This is a genomic window from Microbacterium sp. LMI12-1-1.1 (assembly GCF_040676455.1).
Lineage (GTDB): Bacteria > Actinomycetota > Actinomycetes > Actinomycetales > Microbacteriaceae > Microbacterium.
In genome coordinates this window covers 60,383-76,158 of the sequence record NZ_JBEGIA010000015.1, presented here as the reverse complement: position 1 = coordinate 76,158, position 15,776 = coordinate 60,383, and the positions used below count along the sequence as shown (strand labels likewise).

At 70.4% G+C, this 15,776-nt stretch carries 18 protein-coding genes and 1 tRNA gene; 5 read left to right on the top strand and 14 right to left on the bottom strand.

Features of this window, described 5'->3' with window-relative positions; all coding sequences use genetic code 11:
• Window positions 1-48: 48 nt before the first annotated feature.
• The 8 genes from MRBLMI12_RS14315 to MRBLMI12_RS14280 all read right to left on the bottom strand — a co-directional run bounded on the left by MRBLMI12_RS14315 (window position 49) and on the right by MRBLMI12_RS14280 (window position 5,639).
• Complete coding sequence (locus MRBLMI12_RS14315; protein ID WP_363357110.1) at window positions 49-873, bottom strand: serine protein kinase RIO; 825 nt, start codon at window positions 871-873, stop codon at window positions 49-51.
• 209 nt (window positions 874-1,082) lie between these two features.
• The gene (locus MRBLMI12_RS14310; RefSeq protein ID WP_363357109.1) at window positions 1,083-1,529 is read right to left on the bottom strand and encodes a pilus assembly protein TadG-related protein; all 447 of its coding nucleotides are present in this window, start codon (window positions 1,527-1,529) and stop codon (window positions 1,083-1,085) included.
• The gene (locus tag MRBLMI12_RS14305) at window positions 1,526-1,996 is read right to left on the bottom strand and encodes a TadE family protein (protein WP_349427171.1); all 471 of its coding nucleotides are present in this window, start codon (window positions 1,994-1,996) and stop codon (window positions 1,526-1,528) included. The genes MRBLMI12_RS14310 and MRBLMI12_RS14305 overlap by 4 nt, the downstream gene beginning before the upstream one ends.
• A gap of 52 nt (window positions 1,997-2,048) precedes the next feature.
• On the bottom strand, window positions 2,049-2,459 hold the full coding sequence (locus tag MRBLMI12_RS14300; RefSeq protein WP_349428946.1) for a TadE/TadG family type IV pilus assembly protein: 411 nt from the start codon (window positions 2,457-2,459) through the stop codon (window positions 2,049-2,051).
• A gap of 28 nt (window positions 2,460-2,487) precedes the next feature.
• Window positions 2,488-2,676 carry a hypothetical protein gene (locus MRBLMI12_RS14295; protein WP_349428945.1) on the bottom strand — a complete coding sequence of 63 codons (189 nt, stop codon included), beginning with the start codon at window positions 2,674-2,676 and terminating at the stop codon, window positions 2,488-2,490.
• Window positions 2,677-2,707: 31 nt separating this feature from the next.
• Window positions 2,708-3,637 (bottom strand): type II secretion system F family protein, encoded by a 930-nt coding sequence (locus MRBLMI12_RS14290; protein ID WP_363357108.1) that lies wholly within the window; start codon window positions 3,635-3,637, stop codon window positions 2,708-2,710.
• A complete protein-coding gene (locus tag MRBLMI12_RS14285; protein WP_363357107.1) occupies window positions 3,634-4,494 on the bottom strand; it encodes a type II secretion system F family protein in 861 nt (286 codons plus the stop codon). Before MRBLMI12_RS14285 ends, MRBLMI12_RS14290 begins: the two co-directional genes overlap by 4 nt.
• Window positions 4,491-5,639, bottom strand: coding sequence for a CpaF family protein (locus MRBLMI12_RS14280; protein WP_363357106.1), 1,149 nt, complete (start codon window positions 5,637-5,639; stop codon window positions 4,491-4,493). The genes MRBLMI12_RS14285 and MRBLMI12_RS14280 overlap by 4 nt, the downstream gene beginning before the upstream one ends.
• Before the next feature lie 105 nt (window positions 5,640-5,744).
• Here MRBLMI12_RS14280 and MRBLMI12_RS14275 point away from each other — a divergent pair, with 105 nt between their 5' ends.
• The 3 genes from MRBLMI12_RS14275 (at window position 5,745) to MRBLMI12_RS14265 (ending at window position 6,933) form a co-directional block, all read left to right on the top strand.
• On the top strand, window positions 5,745-5,951 hold the full coding sequence (locus tag MRBLMI12_RS14275) for a PLDc N-terminal domain-containing protein (RefSeq protein ID WP_349427167.1): 207 nt from the start codon (window positions 5,745-5,747) through the stop codon (window positions 5,949-5,951).
• Window positions 5,952-6,021: 70 nt separating this feature from the next.
• Window positions 6,022-6,103 (top strand) — tRNA-Leu (locus MRBLMI12_RS14270).
• 44 nt (window positions 6,104-6,147) lie between these two features.
• The gene (locus MRBLMI12_RS14265; protein WP_349427166.1) at window positions 6,148-6,933 is read left to right on the top strand and encodes a DedA family protein; all 786 of its coding nucleotides are present in this window, start codon (window positions 6,148-6,150) and stop codon (window positions 6,931-6,933) included.
• Window positions 6,934-6,960: 27 nt separating this feature from the next.
• Here the strand turns inward: MRBLMI12_RS14265 and MRBLMI12_RS14260 are convergent, their stop codons facing one another.
• The gene (locus MRBLMI12_RS14260) at window positions 6,961-7,887 is read right to left on the bottom strand and encodes a Ku protein (protein ID WP_349427165.1); all 927 of its coding nucleotides are present in this window, start codon (window positions 7,885-7,887) and stop codon (window positions 6,961-6,963) included.
• 71 nt (window positions 7,888-7,958) lie between these two features.
• Between MRBLMI12_RS14260 and MRBLMI12_RS14255 the strand changes: the two genes are divergently transcribed.
• Window positions 7,959-10,658 (top strand): ATP-dependent DNA ligase, encoded by a 2,700-nt coding sequence (locus MRBLMI12_RS14255; protein WP_363357105.1) that lies wholly within the window; start codon window positions 7,959-7,961, stop codon window positions 10,656-10,658.
• 63 nt (window positions 10,659-10,721) lie between these two features.
• Here the strand turns inward: MRBLMI12_RS14255 and MRBLMI12_RS14250 are convergent, their stop codons facing one another.
• From MRBLMI12_RS14250 to murI, 4 genes are all read right to left on the bottom strand, one after another.
• Complete coding sequence (locus MRBLMI12_RS14250) at window positions 10,722-11,633, bottom strand: cation diffusion facilitator family transporter (protein WP_363357104.1); 912 nt, start codon at window positions 11,631-11,633, stop codon at window positions 10,722-10,724.
• Between the two features lie 94 nt (window positions 11,634-11,727).
• Window positions 11,728-12,330, bottom strand: a complete 603-nt coding sequence (gene rdgB, locus MRBLMI12_RS14245) for an RdgB/HAM1 family non-canonical purine NTP pyrophosphatase (protein ID WP_363357624.1) — start codon at window positions 12,328-12,330, stop codon at window positions 11,728-11,730.
• An 83-nt stretch (window positions 12,331-12,413) separates the two neighbouring features.
• Window positions 12,414-13,169 carry a ribonuclease PH gene (gene rph / locus MRBLMI12_RS14240; protein WP_363357103.1) on the bottom strand — a complete coding sequence of 252 codons (756 nt, stop codon included), beginning with the start codon at window positions 13,167-13,169 and terminating at the stop codon, window positions 12,414-12,416.
• A gap of 26 nt (window positions 13,170-13,195) precedes the next feature.
• On the bottom strand, window positions 13,196-14,023 hold the full coding sequence (gene murI / locus MRBLMI12_RS14235) for a glutamate racemase (protein WP_363357102.1): 828 nt from the start codon (window positions 14,021-14,023) through the stop codon (window positions 13,196-13,198).
• A 41-nt stretch (window positions 14,024-14,064) separates the two neighbouring features.
• On the opposite strand from murI, the gene MRBLMI12_RS14230 reads away from it, so the two are divergent.
• Entirely contained in the window at window positions 14,065-15,459 is a 1,395-nt protein-coding gene (locus MRBLMI12_RS14230) for a nicotinate phosphoribosyltransferase (RefSeq protein WP_363357101.1), read from the top strand.
• On the opposite strand, the gene MRBLMI12_RS14225 is transcribed toward MRBLMI12_RS14230, so the two are convergent.
• Window positions 15,445-15,711, bottom strand: coding sequence for a DUF3039 domain-containing protein (locus tag MRBLMI12_RS14225; protein WP_363357100.1), 267 nt, complete (start codon window positions 15,709-15,711; stop codon window positions 15,445-15,447). The genes MRBLMI12_RS14230 and MRBLMI12_RS14225 overlap by 15 nt on opposite strands.
• Window positions 15,712-15,776: the final 65 nt, after the last annotated feature.

Sequence of the window (15,776 nt, the reverse complement as noted above, 5' to 3'; positions counted from 1 at the left end):
AGAGGCCCGGTCGCTTGGCGACCGGGCCTCTTGTGCGTCCGCCGAAGCTCACCACATCACGCCGACGAGGTGAGCGAACACGTCCTCCGGATCGTTGTCGAGACCGCGCCGCGCGAACCAGGTCGACACGTTCACGACGTCGCGGTAGAGGAAGTCGAGCCCCTGCGGGTTGGCGACGACGTCGACGATCTGCGGCAGGTCGATCACGACGATGTGCCCCTCGTGGTCGAGCAGGTTGTACGGCGACAGGTCGCCGTGCGCGAAGCCCGCTCGTGCGAAGGCCTCGAGAATGCCGACGACCTGCTCGAAGGCATCCCTCAGTTCCTCTCGGTGCAGCCGGCTCTGAGCGAGCCGGGGCGCCGCAGCGCGGCCGTCGCCGACGAACTCCATGAGCACCTCGGTGTCGCTCACCTGCACCGGGTACGGCACGGGAACCCCGGCCTGCCAGGCGCGGCACAGCGCGTCGAACTCGCTGACCGCCCAGTGCCCGGCAGCCACGGAGCGGCCGTACGCCGATTTGCGGCCCACCGCGCGGGCGTCGCGGGTGTTGCGCATCGTGCGGCCCTCTTCGTAGCTGCCCGAACGGTGGAAGTCGCTGTGGTGAGAGGTGCGGTACCGCTTGGCTGCGAGGAGGACTCCGGCTGTGCCCGGAACGGCGCGCTCGATGAGGTGCACGTCGGCTTCCTTGCCGGTCTTGACGATGCCGAGCTCGGTGTCGAACGCCCCCGATGCGGTCACGAGCCAGTGCGGGTGCGGCAGGGGGCCGCGTTGAGTGGGAGAGGAAGCCGGCCAGGTGGACCAGCGCTGATCGGCGCCGGGCTCGAGCTCCGGCGGAAGGACGGATGCGGACGCGTCGAGGCGTACGGATGACATCGGTTGGACACTCCAGGGTAGGAGGCCGCCGATATCAGTGGGTGCGGGCGACCTCGAGGGAAGGGATGTGGACACAGGGCGTGACGAAGACAGCCATCGTGGTCCTCCTTCCGATCGGGGTGCCGCGGCACCGACTCGCCTCACTGTAGCGGAGCGAGGGTCCGGCATCCATCACGATTTCGGATGTCCTACCGGTCACCCCTGTGGCACTAGCGCAGCGCCGTGCGGCTCGTCGCGGTCGCCTCGAGCGCCACGCCGTCGGGCACGAACACGGTGACGATGGGCGGATGCCACTGCCCGGCGACCGTGACACGCGCCGAGACGCCGTCGGGAGTCGCCGCCGAAACGAGCCGCGCATCCTCTCCGATCTGGCCCACCATCGCCGCAGCTGCCTGGTGCACACCGGCATCGGTCAGCGTCGCGAGGGGCTCACCGCTGACGATGGAGAGTTCGAAGCCGTCGGCGGCGGCAAGAGCCGCGGCATCCGCCACCGCGTCGAGCTGCTTCTGGGCGAGGTAGAGGCTGGTCGCGGCGGTGCAGACGAGGATCACCGCGATCGCGAGCACCGCGTAGCCGAGGGTCAGGATCAGCACGCTGCCCTCGTCGTCGCCCAGCGGGTCGCGATCGCGTGCGCACGCCCGCAGCCGGGCCCTCATCGCTCGCTCCAGAATCGCGAGACCTTGTGCGCGGCCGCCGCCTCGATCGGTATCGCGGCGATGCGGTCGAGGTCGAGCACCGGCGGCACGAGCGGCAGCGCCACCACCGTCCGGACGCTCACGTGCAGAGTCGCGCCGGCGCGCGGGCAGGTCGTCCCCGCGGGCGTGCACTCGATCGACAGGTCGACGTCGTCGAGCCCGTACTCGTCGGAGACGGCGGCGATCACGGCATCGGCGCGGGCGCGGGCGTCCTCCGCGTCGACCGCTGTCGACACGGCCCGCGCGACATGGCGGGCCGCGGCCTCGGCGCCGAGGCTCTGACCTTGGATGAGTCCCAGCGACACCACCAGGTACACCAGGGGCACGAGGAGCAGCAGTCCCACCAGGATGAACTCGAGCGCCGCGGAGCCTGCTTCGGAGTCATCGGACGCCGTCGGCGGGCTCTGCCCGTCGCGGCTCGACCTCACACCGGCCCTCGCATCGACGGTGACGCCGCGGCGGCACCCCGCCCCTCGGGCCTCAGTCGAACGACTCGACAGGCGCATGCGCCGTCACCTCCAGCAGGCGCGGCGCGCCGAGCAAGCCGATCAGCGGCAGCGTCGCGGCGACGCGGATCTCGACGGTCTCCTGGCCGAGTGCCGACGTCTCGCCCACGGCGACATCGGCGGCGTACTCGCCGCCGATCGTGCGGCTGACGATCTCGCGCGTGCGGCGTGCGCCTTCTTCGAGCGTCGTGTCGGCGAGCGCGGCGTGGTAGGCGCCCTCGACGGCCGCGTCGTGCACGACGTTGCGCACGTACACCGCGAGTCCGAACTGCAGCACGCCGAGTGTCAGAACAGTGAGGAGCGTGCCGACGAGGACGAACTCCACCGGGCTCGCACCGGCGTCGTCGCACACGTCCGCGGCGACCCGCGAGCGCACGACCCGCATCGTCCTGGCCACGGACCGGTGCACGGCGTCAGAGCCCGGAGACGCGGCTGATGGCCTGCTCGAACAGATCGGCGAGCGCGGGGCCGGCCATGGCCCAGATCACGACGACCAGTCCCGCGGTCATGAGCGTGATCAGGACCCACCCGGGCACGTCACCCCGCTCGTCGTCCGCGAGGTCGTCCCACGTGCCGCGAAGCCGAGCCGTGAGGCGCTGCATCCGTGCTTTCATCATTTCTCCTTCCGGCCGATCAGCCGAGTCCGAGTCGAAGCATGAAGATCCCGGGGAACACCGCGAACAGGACGCTCAGCGGCAGGATCAGGAACACGAGCGGAAAGAGCATGTAGATCTCCTTCCGGCCCGCGCGTTCGATGAGCGCGCGCTTGGCGTCCTCACGCGCGTCGAGCGCCTGCGCCTGGAGCACATGCGCCAGCGGGGCGCCGCGTTCGATGGCGGCGACGAGCTGGTCGATGGCACGGGTCAGCGCCGGGATCTCGAGTCCCGCGGCCAGCCGCGTCAGCGATTCCGACAGCGTCGAACCCGTGCCGACGGCGATCACGACACCGCGCAGCTCGCTGGTGAGCTCCCCCGCGCCGACCTCGCTCACACGCCGGAGCGAGTCCAGGATGCCCTCGCCCGCCGACAGGCAGAGCGCGAGGAACTCCAGCACCGTGGGGAGCTCCTCCTCGATCCGCGCGGCGCGCGCCTGAGCGGCGTGAGTGAGCCAGGCGTCGTAGCCGAGCGCGGCCGCGACCGCCGCGACGGGCGGCAGGAGGCCGAGGACGGGTGATCCGCGTCCGGCGAGCACCAGGACGACCACGACACCCCCGCCGACCCCGAGGCCCGCGATCGCCCAGCCGAGCTGACGACTGCGGAATCGTGCGGCATCGATCGTCCAGGCTGCGCGGTGCAGGCGTCGTGCCAGGACTGCGTCACCGCCGGCCAGACGCGCAAACCTCCCGCGCGCGAACGCGGACCAGGCGAGTGGAGATCCGCCGCCCGGTGCCACGACATCGAGACCGCGTGGGTCTGTCACATCGCGGATGTACGGCGCGATCCGTCGGGCCAGGCTCGGCGCGCCCCATCGCGGCGCGAGCGAGATCAGCAGGCACACGCCCACCCCGAGGGCGGTGCCGAGCACGACGGCGAAGGCGAGGTCACTCATCCCGGTGGCGATCACCCGAACCACCTCCGCGGTTCGGGAAGGCGCCCCAGCCGGATCATGAGCCGGTACGCGACCAGAGACACCGCCGCACCGACAAGGATCAGCACGATGCCGCCGGGGCTGCCGTACGCGCGGGCTCCCTCCGGACGCATCGCCAGCAGGGCCAGGATCACCCAGGGTGCGACCACACCGAGCACCGCCGCTCCGCGGATCCACGACTGCCGCGATTCGACTTCGGCACGCAGGGCCGCGTCCGCGCGCACCGAGCCGGCAAGCGCCCGCAGCACCGAGGTGAGCTCGGTGCCGCCCACCTGCCGTGCCATCCGCAGCGTTTCGACGATGCGGTCGGCGACGGGGTCGGCGAGGCTGATCTTGAGCCGCTGGATGCTGGAGTCGAAGTGACCCGACGCCGACATGTCGCGGGCGAACCCGGCGAATGCCGGCCGCAGCTCGGCGGGTGCGGAATCGGCGAGGCTCGCCACCGCGTCAGGAAGCGACATCCCCGCCCGCACCGAAGCGATGAGCAGATCGCACACGTCGGGCCAGAGCCCGCGCCGCGTGCGCAGGAGCTTCGAACGCCGCGCACGCAGCCACGCGAACGGGGCGATCGCTCCCGCGACCGCCGCAACGAGGGCCAGCGCGGCCACCGGTGCCACGAGCCACGCGATCGCGGCCGCGACCACAGCGCACACACCGGCCACCACCGCGACCGAGGCGACCGAGGTGCGGGGCATTCCCGCGTCTTCGAGCAGGCGGGCGATCCGGCCGCGGCGGGCCGTGCCGGGGCGACGGCGGAAGTCCGCGGGCCACAGCCACGGTGACAGCACCAGCAGGACCCCGGCTGCCAGCACTGCACCCCAGACGAACGTCACGGGGCGTCCGCCCGGTAGAGCGTGCGAGCCGTGATGACGGAGTCCGCCACCCCGGTAGGTGCCACGATCTCCACGACGCGCCGCGCTCCCCCGGCGTCCCGCTCGCAGTGCGCGACGAGGTGGACGGATGCCGCGACCGCCGGCTGCACGAAGCTCGCGTCGATGTTGCGCCCCGCGAGCAGCGGCAGCGCGGCCAGCTTGCCGAGCGCCTCGCGCGCCGAGTTCGCGTGGATGGTCGCCGCACCAGGCACGCCGGTGTTGAGCGCCAGCAGGAGGTCGAGCGCCTCGGCATCGCGCACCTCTCCGACGACCAGACGGTCGGGACGCATGCGAAGCGCCTCTTTGACGAGACGCCGCAGCGTGACTTCGCCCGTCCCTTCGAGGCTGGGCTGGCGTCCCTGCAGCGAGACGAGGTCGGGTGCCGCGACGGCGAGCTCGAACGTCTCCTCCACCGTCACGATGCGATGCTCCGGCGGGCACGCCGCGATGAGCGCGCCCAGCAGCGTCGTCTTGCCCGCGTGCGTCGCACCCGAGACGAGGACCGACTGCCCGGCGATCATCGCATCGCGCAGCAGGGCGGCGGCCCGGGGAGCGATCGATCCCGCGGCGACCAGGCGCCCGAGGTCGTGGTACGCCGGCAGGAACTTGCGGATGTTGACCGCCCAGTGGCGCCGCGTGATGTCGGGGATGACGACGTGCAGGCGGCTGCCATCGGGCAGCGAGGCGTCGACGAAGGGCTGGCTCAGATCGACGCGCCGACCACTGGACTGCAGCATCCGCTCGACGAGGTCTCGCACGGCGGTGTCGGTCAGCATCAGAGGCACCCGCTCTGCGACTCCCGCCCGCGCGACGAAGATGCGATCAGGAGCATTGATCCAGACCTCCTCGACGGTCGGATCGTCGAGGTACGCCTGCAGCGGCCCGAACCCGGCGACGGCGGCGAGCACCTCCCGCACGCAGGCCGTCTCGTCGTCGACCGGCGCCAGCCCGCGCGCCAGGGCGAAGTCGTTGTGCCGGCGCACCTCGGCGCGCGCGACCTGCGCCGCGAACTCCGGGTCGCGGGTCGGATCCGACCGTTCGGCGCGCAGTCTCTCGCGCACCCGCTCGGCCACGAGGGTCGCGACGGGAGCGCTCGAGGAGGTCACTTCAGCATCCTCGCAATTCGGCCCGGAGCCAGCCGAAAGTTATCCACAGATGCGGTCGCCGCGCCCGCGGGGCAGGATGGAGGCACCGATGAAAGGACGACGATGATGACCAAGACGGAACTGGCCCCGGCGGCGAAGGCGGGCCTGGGCGTTCTGGGCCTCGTGCAGGTGGCGTTCGCGTTCCTGGCGTTCTGGGATCTCTCCCACCGCGACGCGGACGACGTGCGCGGACCGAAGGCGGCGTGGATCCCCGCGATCCTCGTGAACTGGATCGGACCGGCGAGCTACTTCCTGTTCGGCATCCGCCGCTGATCTCCGCCGCGAAACGGGGGGTCAGCCCCACAGCCGACTCCCGGTCCCCTCAGTAGACTGAGAGCCACTTGCGGGAGTGGTGAAATCGGCAGACACGCAGGATTTAGGTTCCTGTGCCTTCGGGCGTGTGGGTTCAAGTCCCACCTTCCGCACGCGAGTTCTCGCATCCTCCGCCGACTGACGACGGGAAACCACCGTGCACGCTGTTCCTTCCGCGCTGATCCCCTGGCTGGATCCGGCCGCCATCATCGAATGGGCGGGCCCCTGGGCGCTCGTCGCCGTGTGCTTCATCGTCTTCGCCGAGACGGGCCTGCTCATCGGATTCCTTCTCCCCGGCGACACGCTCCTCGTCATCTCGGGCCTGCTGTCGCATCCGCAGTCGTATGCGCCGAACGGCGTGTTCGGCATCAGCGTGTGGTGGGTGGCGCTGTTGATCGGTCTTGCCGCCTTCCTCGGCGGGGAGGTGGGCTACTACATCGGTCACAAGGGCGGCCCGGCGGTCTTCGAGAAGAAGGAATCCGGTCTGTTCAGCGTCAAGAACGTCGAGCGCACGAACGCGTTCTTCGAGCGGTTCGGCGGACTCACCATCATCCTGGCCCGCTTCGTGCCGATCGTGCGCACCTTCGCCCCGGTCGCCGCGGGCGTCGGGCACATGAACAAGTGGAAGTACACGCTCTACAACTTCATCGGCGCGGTGCTGTGGGGCTTCGGCCTCACGATGTTCGGCTACGCCATCGGGTTCATCCCGCCGGTCGCCACCTTCGTCGAGAACTACATCGACCTGATCCTGCTCGCCGCGGTCGGCGGCACGGCGCTTGTGACGCTGTGGCACTACTTCCGCGAGCGCAGCAAGGCGAAGAAGGCCGCCGCGGCGGGTGAGGACGTCGTCACCGACCACAGCGAGGCCGAGGCGCTCGTGCTCGATCCCGAGGTGTTCGATCGCGGCCCCGAGCACCACGAGGATGGCGCCCCGAAGGCCTGACCCGGAGGCGACCTGCGGCTTGTACCGTCAGGAGGCCTTCTTCTTGGCGGCGGGCTTCTTCGCGGACGACTTCGCCGCGGGCTTCTTGGCGGGTGCTTTCGCCGCCGGCTCGTCGTCGGCCCCGGCATCCTTCTTGTCCGACGCCTTCGATCCGCCGCCTTCGCGAGCCGCACGGGACTTCTCAACGCTGGCACGCAGCGCCGCCATGAGGTCGATGACCTCGCCGCCTGCCTCTTCTTCCTCCTGCTCGCCGAAGGTCTCGGTGGTGTCCAGCGCGTCGCCCTTCTCGAGCTTCGCCTCGATCAGGGTGCGCAGCTCCTGCTGGTACTCGTCCGTGAACTCCTCGGGGTCGAAGTCGCTCGAGAAGCTCTCGACGAGGGATGCCGACAGCTCGAGTTCCTTGGCCGAGATCCGCACGCTCTCATCCAGCGCCGGGAACGCCGCTTCGCGAACCTCGTCGGCCCAGAGCAGGGTCTGCAGCACGAGGACCTCACCGCGCACGCGCAAGGCTGCCAGCCGGGTCTTCTGTCGCAGCGAGAACCGGACGATAGCGGTCCGGTCGGTCTGCTCCAGCGTCTTGCGCAGCAGCACGTACGCCTTCGGCGACGCGGAATCCGGTTCGAGGTAGTACGCGCGATCGAGCGTCAGGAGGTCGATCTGCTCGCTCGGCACGAACTCGACGACATCGATCTCGCGGCTCTTCTCCGCTGGGAGCGACGCCAAGTCGTCCTTGGTGAGCACGACCGTCTTCTCGCCGTCGTCGTACGCCTTGTCGATGTCGGAGTACGGCACCACCTCGCCGTCGACCTCGCACACCCGTTGGTAGCGGATGCGACCGCCGTCCTTGTTGTGCACCTGATGCAGAGAGACGTCGTGGTCCTCTGTCGCCGAGTACACCTTCACCGGCACGTTGACGAGTCCGAACGTCAGTGCACCCTTCCAGATCGCTCTCACCACACCAGTGAACACCAGTGCGCCGACACCGGGCCACCCCTTGCGCCTCTCGTCGCCGATACTCTGTGGCCATGGCGGGAGAGGAGCAGCTCGTGCGCATCGGCGGCCGGCGCCTGCGCATCACCAACCTCGACAAGGTGCTCTATCCCGAGACGGGCACCACCAAGGGCGAGGTCATCGACTACTACTCGCGCATCGGCGAGGTGCTGATCCCCCATGTCATCGGGCGTCCCGTGACCCGCAAGCGCTGGCCGGACGGCGTCGGCACCGAGGAAGACCCCGGCATGGTCTTCTTCGCGAAGGACCTCGAGCGCGGTGCTCCGTCGTGGGTGAAGCGGATGCCGATCCCCCACTCCACCGGCACCAAGGAGTATCCGCTGGTCGGCGACATCCCGACGCTCGTCTACCTCGCGCAGGTGGCGAGCCTCGAGCTGCACGTGCCGCAGTGGCGCTTCGCGCCCGACGGCGGACGTGGGCCCGCCGACCGCCTCGTGCTCGACCTCGATCCCGGCCCCGGCGTGGGCCTGCCGGAGTGCGCCGTGGTCGCCGGCTGGGCACGCGGCATCCTGGTCGGCATGGGACTCGAGCCGTACCCGGTGACCAGCGGCAGCAAGGGCATCCACCTGTACACCGCGCTGCCGCCCGGCCAGTCGACCGAGCAGGCGTCCGCGCTCGCGAACGAGCTCGCCCGCGCGATCGAGGCGGATCACCGCGACCTCGTCGTCAGCAGCATGAAGAAGAGCGAGCGCCACGGCAAGGTGCTCATCGACTGGAGCCAGAACAACGGGTCGAAGACGACGATCGCGCCCTACTCGCTGCGCGGCCGCGCACACCCCACGGTCGCCGCGCCGCGCACGTGGGACGAGCTCGCCGACCCTCACCTGCGCCACCTCGATTTCACGGAGGTGCTCGAGCGGATCGAGACCATCGGCGATCCGATGGCGGCGCTCGGCTTCCACGCCGGTGGGCGCGAGGCCGAGTCCGGACCTCTGTCGGCCTACATCTCCAAGCGCAGCGCGCAGCGCACGCCCGAGCCGGTGCCCGTCAATCCGCTGGGCGCCACCCCGTCGGGCGAGCGGCCGCGCTTCGTGATCCAGGAGCATCACGCGAGCCGCCTGCACTGGGACTTCCGGCTCGAGCATGACGGCGTGCTGGTGAGCTGGGCGGTCCCCCGCGGCGTCCCGCATTCGTACAAGCGGAACAACCTCGCCGTCATGACCGAGGATCACCCGATGGAGTACGCGAGCTTCGAGGGCACGATCCCCGCGGGTGAGTACGGTGGCGGCACCGTGACGATCTGGGACGACGGCCGCTACGACCTCGAGAAGTGGCGCGAGGACGAGATCATCGCGACCCTCGAGGGGCGGCCGGGCGGGCCGCTCGGACGCGTGCGTCTCGCGCTCATCCGCACCGAGGGCGAGGGCGAGAAGTCGAGCTGGCTGCTGCACCGGATGAAGACGGATGCCGGCGGCCGGCCGCAGCCGGACGGCACCGTCGTGGAGCCCACTCCCCAAGCCGACGAGCCCCACAGCCCGGCGCAGCGAGCGGCATCCCGGTCCCCGCGCCGAGGCGAGGAGCCTCCCCGAAAAGGGCATGTGAGTTCCGGCTCACACACCAGCATCGAACCCCAGGTGAATTCCGGTTCACACACCACCACCGAACCCCACGTGACTTCCGGTTCACACACCAGCATCGAACCCCGGTCAGGCCCCGATTCCCCGCCTCAGTCCCGTGTGAACCGGAAGTTCAATGACGTTTCGCAGGGTGTGTCGACAGTCCCGATGGCCGACCTCCGGCCGATGCTCGCCTCGCCCGCGACTCCGGGAACGGCTCGTGCGGCGGCCCGTGCGTGGGCTGCGAAAGACGGCACCGGCGAGACCTGGGTCGAGATGAAATGGGACGGGATCCGCGCCGTCGGCGTGTGGGACGGTCAGCGGCTGCGGCTCTTCGCACGCAGCGGCAACGAGGTGACCCATCGGTATCCCGAGCTGACGGCGGTGGACGCCGGCCTCGGCGACGAGCACGCCGTGCTCGATGGCGAGCTGGTCGCGCTCGAGCCCGATGGTCGTCCCAGCTTTCCGCTGCTGCAGACGCGCATGAACCTCGAGCGCGCGGGCGACATCTCCCGAGAAGCCCGACGGACGCCCGTGCGCTACTACCTGTTCGACGTCCTCTCGCACGACGGCGACGACCTCGCCGACCTTCCGCTGCGCGAACGGCGCGACGTGCTCGATGCGGTGGCGGCGGCATCCGTCGACGCGATCGTCGTCCCGCCGGTGTTCGACGACGTCGATGCCGCGCTCGACACGAGCATCCAACTGCGACTCGAGGGGATCGTCGTCAAGGATCCCGGCTCGCGGTACCTGCGCGGAGGCAGGTCCGAGTCATGGCTGAAGGTCAAGATCACCCGCACGCAGGAGGTGGTGATCGCGGGCATCCGCCCCGGGAAAGGCGGTCGCAGCAACACCTTCGGGTCTTTGCTGCTCGGCATCCCGGACGAGGCGGGCCTGCGCTATGCGGGTCGCGTCGGCTCCGGCTTCAGCGACTCGACCCTCGCGACCCTCATGAAGAAGCTGCTGCCGCTGCGCACCGACGCCAATCCGCTCGTGGGCGTGCCGCCGCTCGATGCCCGCGATGCACTGTGGGTCCGGCCGGCGCTCGTCGGCGAAGTCGAGTACGGCGAGTTCACCCCCGGCGGCATCCTCCGCCACCCGAGGTGGCGCGGCCTCCGCCCCGACAAGAGCCCCGACGAGGTGCGGCGCGAGGACTGAGCGTCCCCGGTCGCTGAGCGGTTGCCGGCTCTGGACGGGCGCCGGCGAGATGACGGGCCGCGCTCAGGCGTGCGCGTCGTGCTCGACGTGACCGGCGGGCTCGAGCTGGAACGTGGAGTGCTCGACGTCGAAATGCTGCGACAGACAGCTCTGCAGCCCGCTGAGGATCCCGGCCGCCCGGCCGTCGGCGAGGGCCGCGTCTTCGACCACGACGTGGGCGGTGAACACCGGCGCGCCGCGGGTCAGCTGCCACACGTGGACGTCGTGCACGGCGACGACACCCGGGGTGGCGAGGATGTGGTCGCGGATCTCGGTGACATGCGTACCCTCGGGTGCCGATTCGGCGAGCACCGACACGACTTCGCGGAGCAGCCCGATCGCGCGCGGCACGATCATCGCCGCGATGAGCAGCGACGCGATCGCGTCGGCCTGATCCCACCCCGTCGTGATGACGACGATCGCTGCGACGATCACGGCGGCCGAGCCGAAGAGATCGCCGAGCACCTCCAGATAGGCACCGCGGACGTTGATGCTGTGCCGCTGCTCCGCGCTGAGCAGCCACATGGCGACCGCGTTCGCGACGAGCCCGACGACGGCGATCACCAGCATCAGATCGCCGGCGATCTCGGCCTCGCCGGGGTCCAGCAGTCGCGAGATGCCTTCGAACGCGACCCAGGCCGAGAGCACGATGAGGATGATCGCGTTGACCAGGGCGCCGAACACCTCGGCGCGCTGATAGCCGAACGTTCGGCGGTCGTTGGCCGGGCGGGCGGCGACGGTGCTCGCGACGAGCGCGATCACGAGGGCTGCGGCATCCGTGAACATGTGGGCCGCGTCCGCGAAGAGCGCGAGGGATCCCGACAACGCCGCGCCGACGATCTGCACCACCATCACGGTGGAGGTGATCGCGAGCGAGATGCCGAGGAGACGGCGGTTGCCGGCCCCGCGGATCCCGGTCGGCGCGTGATCGTGCATGCGCCCAGGCTAAGCCCGTGCGGCCGCCGCCGGCCGCCGTTCCGGCTAGTCGGGAATGATCGTGATTCTCAGTCGCAGCCCGCCCTGGCGCGGCTCACAGCTCCGCGAGCAGCGGTGCGAGCGCCTCGAACGCGCGTGCGCGGTGGGATGCCGCGTTCTTCTCGAGCGAAGTCCACTCGCCGACGGTCCGCTCGGTGTCGGCCTCCTGGCCGTCCGGGATGAAGATCGGGTCGTAGCCGAAGCCGCCCTCACCCGATGCCGCCGTGGCGAGGCGTCCGGGCCATACGCCCTCCACGACGCTCTCGCGTGACGCGTCGCCGGGCACGACGAACGCGATCGTCGAGACGAACTGCGCCGTACGGTGCGGATCCCGGATGTCGGAGAGCTGGTCCAGCAGCAGGTTGAGGTTCGCCGCGGCATCCTTCGCGTGCCCCGCCCAGTAGGCGGAGAACACGCCGGGCGCACCGCCGAGCACGTCGACGCAGATGCCGGAATCGTCCGCGAGCGCGGGAAGGCCCGTGTGCTCGGCCGCCGCGCGCGCCTTGATCAGCGCGTTCTCGGCGAAGGTGACGCCGTCCTCGACCGGCTCGGGGCCGTCGTAGGCGACCACGACGAGGTCCGGGCGCGTGGCCGCCACGATCGCCTGGAACTCCTCGACCTTGTGACGGTTGTGGGTCGCGAGCACGATCTGCTTCAGGGCTCCGGCGACGTCGGTACCGGCGGCCGCCGTCTCCGCCTCCACCTCGGCGATCGCCTCCGCCATGTCGTCGGGATGAGCGGTCACGCCGCGCCCTCGGCCGTTCCCTCGCCGAGCGTGGCGAGCTGGTGGGTGCGCAGATCCGCGCAGCCGTTGACGCCGAGTTCGAGGAGGGCGTCGAGCTCCCGCTTGTCGAACGGCGCACCCTCGGCGGTGCCCTGCACCTCGACGAACAGTCCGCGGCCGGTCACCACGATGTTCATGTCGGTCTCGGCGCGGACATCCTCGACGTAGGCCAGGTCCAGCATCGGCTCGCCGTCGATGATGCCGACCGACACGGCCGACACCGAGTCGAAGAGCACCTGCGCCTTCTGTCCGATGAACTTCTTGCGGCGGCCCCACTCGATGGCGTCGGCGAGCGCGACGTACGCGCCGGTGATCGCGGCCGTGCGCGTTCCGCCGTCGGCCTGCAGGACGTCGCAGTCGATGACGATGGTGTTCTCACCGAGTGCCTTCGTGTCGACGACGGCGCGGAGCGCGCGGCCGATCAGCCGGGAGATCTCGTGGGTGCGGCCGCCGATCTTGCCCTTGACGCTCTCGCGGTCGTTGCGGTCGTTCGTGGCGCGCGGCAGCATCGCGTACTCGGCGGTGATCCAGCCCTTGCCCTTGCCGTTGAGCCATCGCGGCACGCCGTTCGTGAACGACGCCGTGCAGAGCACCTTCGTGTTCCCGAACGAGATGAGCGCCGAACCCTCGGCCTGGCTCGACCAGCCCCGCTCGATCGTGACGGGACGCAGCTGGTCGACGGTGCGGCCGTCGGCACGGGTGATATCGGTCATTTCTCTCCTCTGACGGTACGGATGCCTCAGCCGAGGCGGGTCGGCAGATCGATGGCGCCGGTCTGGACCAGTCGCACGGAGCTGACCTCGCGGCCCATCAGCCGGTGCGCGAGGCGCAGGAACTCGTCGGCGGACGCGCCGGTGGCTTCGTAGACGTGCTGGGGCTCGGCATCCGGACCCGCGAGCAGGTCACGGGAGACCAGCTGACGGTAGACGTCCTTCGCGGTCTCGGTGTCGCTCGACACGAGACTGACGTCGGGTCCCATCACATAGCTGATCGCGCCCTCGAGGAACGGGTAGTGCGTGCAGCCGAGGACGAGGGTGTCGACGCCGGCGTGGCGGAGCGGGGCGAGGTACTCCTCGGCGACCGCGAGCACCTCAGGCGAGCCGGTGACGCCGGCCTCGACGAACTCCACGAAACGGGGGCACGCCTGGGCGAACACCGTCAGCTGCTCGTTGACGCCGAGCATGTCCTGGTACGCCCCCGACGAGATCGTGCCGGCCGTGCCGATGACGCCGACACGGCCGTTGCGGGTCGTCGACATCGCGGTGCGCACCGCGGGGTTGATCACCTCGACGACCGGCACGTCGTACCGCTCGCGGGCGTCGCGCAGCATGGCAGCCGACGCGGTGTTGCAGGCGATGACGAGCATCTTCACGCCCTGCGCCACCAGCTCGTCGAGCACCTCGAGCGCGTAGCGGCGGACATCCGCGATCGGCTTCGGGCCGTACGGCGAACGCGCCGTGTCGCCGATGTAGAGGATCGACTCCTGGGGAAGCAGCGCCGAGACGGCCCGTGCGACGGTGAGACCGCCGACTCCGGAGTCGAAGATTCCGATCGGCGCGTCGTTCACGATGCCCCAGCCTACGCCAGGCGCTCACTAGGCTGGCCCGCATGACCCACGGGCACGCTTCGCGAGGGGGCGCCTCGACCGCCCTGCTGACCGACCGCTACGAGCTCACGATGGTCGACGCGGCCCTGCGCGACGGCACCGCCGAGCGCCGCTGCGTCTTCGAGCTGTTCGGCCGGCGACTGTCGGCCGGACGACGGTTCGGCGTGGTTGCCGGCACGGGCAGGCTGCTGTCGCTGATCCGCGACTTCCGCTTCGACCACGAAGAACTGCGGTTCCTGCGCGACGAGAAGGTGGTGGATGCCGCCACCCTCGACTTCCTGGAGGGTTACCGGTTCACCGGCTCGATCACCGGCTATCGCGAGGGTGAGCTCTACTTCCCGGGCTCCCCCATCCTCACCGTCGAGGGCACGTTCGCAGAGGCCGTCGTGCTCGAGACACTGGCGCTGAGCGTGCTCAACCACGACTCCGCCATCGCCACCGCCGCCGCCCGCATGAGCGTCGCCGCCGGCGACCGGCCCCTTGCCGAGATGGGCTCCCGGCGGGCGGGCGAGAGATCGGCCGTCGCCGCGGCACGCGCGGCATACATCGTCGGGTTCGCCGCGACCTCGAACCTCGAGGCAGGACGCCGCTGGGGCATCCCCACGATGGGCACCGCCGCGCACTCGTGGACGCTCCTGCACGACACCGAAGAGGACGCCTTCCGCGCGCAGATCGATGCGCTGGGAGTCGGCACGACGCTCCTCGTCGACACCTACGACATCCGCCGCGGTGTGGAGACGGCCGTGCGGATCGCGGGCACCGGCCTCGGCGGCGTGCGCATCGACTCGGGCGATCTGCCCACGGTGGCCGCCGAAGTGCGCGCGCAGCTCGACGAGCTGGGCGCGACCGGCACCCGGATCACGGTGACCAGCGATCTCGACGAGTACGCGATCGCCGCGCTCGCGGCCTCCCCCGTCGATGCGTACGGCGTGGGCACGTCTGTGGTGACGGGGTCCGGCACGCCGACCGCCGGCATGGTCTACAAGCTCGTCGCGCGTCAGGACTCCGACGGCGGGTGGGTCGGCGTGGCGAAGGCCTCGACCGACAAGGGATCGAAGGGCGGCCGCAAGGCGGCGTTCCGCACGCTGGACGAAGGCACGGCCACGAGCGAGCTCATCGTCGTGTCGGATGGCTTCGAAGCGCTCGACACCGCCGCGTCGCACCCGGCGGCGCGTGCGCTGCAGGTTCCGCTGGTGACCGACGGCGAACCGGATGTCGCGTTCGAAGGGACGGCCGGCGTCGAGGCCGCCCGTGCACATCACGCCCGGGTGCGCGAGGAGCTTCCGGTGCGCGCTCTCGCGCTCAGTCGCTCCGACCCGGCCATCCCGACGGTCTACGCCGACGCGTCCGAAGCCGCGGCGATCGCTCAGCCGACTGTGGCGTCAGGCGCCGAGTGACTCGTAGATCTCTTTGCAGGTCGGGCAGACCGGGAACTTCTCGGGATCCCGACCCGGCGTCCACTTCTTGCCGCACAGTGCCCGCACGGGCTTGCCGGTGATCGCCGACTCGAGGATCTTGTCCTTCTTGACGTAGTGCGAGAAGCGCTCGTGGTCACCCGGTTCGATGTTCTCTTCTTTGAGGAGCTCTTCGAGCTCGCGATCGAGGGTCGCGATGCCGCCCTGATGAGGGCTGTCCAGCGGGGTGCTCATGGTCTGCCAGTGTAGTCGGGGCCGACCCCCGCCGGGCCCGTCCTCGCGACTCGGAGTTCGTCGAA

Bases quoted from the DNA above. Each gene is read 5' to 3' on its own strand.
- MRBLMI12_RS14295 (WP_349428945.1), bottom strand. From the start codon at position 2,676: ATGCAGCGCCTCACGGCTCGGCTTCGCGGCACGTGGGACGACCTCGCG.
- rph (WP_363357103.1), bottom strand. From the start codon at position 13,169: ATGACCGATATCACCCGTGCCGACGGCCGCACCGTCGACCAGCTGCGT.
- MRBLMI12_RS14315 (WP_363357110.1), bottom strand. From the start codon at position 873: ATGTCATCCGTACGCCTCGACGCGTCCGCATCCGTCCTTCCGCCGGAG.
- MRBLMI12_RS14255 (WP_363357105.1), top strand. From the start codon at position 7,959: ATGGCGGGAGAGGAGCAGCTCGTGCGCATCGGCGGCCGGCGCCTGCGC.
- MRBLMI12_RS14250 (WP_363357104.1), bottom strand. From the start codon at position 11,633: ATGCACGATCACGCGCCGACCGGGATCCGCGGGGCCGGCAACCGCCGT.
- MRBLMI12_RS14225 (WP_363357100.1), bottom strand. From the start codon at position 15,711: ATGAGCACCCCGCTGGACAGCCCTCATCAGGGCGGCATCGCGACCCTC.
- MRBLMI12_RS14300 (WP_349428946.1), bottom strand. From the start codon at position 2,459: ATGCGGGTCGTGCGCTCGCGGGTCGCCGCGGACGTGTGCGACGACGCC.
- MRBLMI12_RS14310 (WP_363357109.1), bottom strand. From the start codon at position 1,529: ATGAGGGCCCGGCTGCGGGCGTGCGCACGCGATCGCGACCCGCTGGGC.
- MRBLMI12_RS14230 (WP_363357101.1), top strand. From the start codon at position 14,065: ATGACCCACGGGCACGCTTCGCGAGGGGGCGCCTCGACCGCCCTGCTG.
- MRBLMI12_RS14275 (WP_349427167.1), top strand. From the start codon at position 5,745: ATGACCAAGACGGAACTGGCCCCGGCGGCGAAGGCGGGCCTGGGCGTT.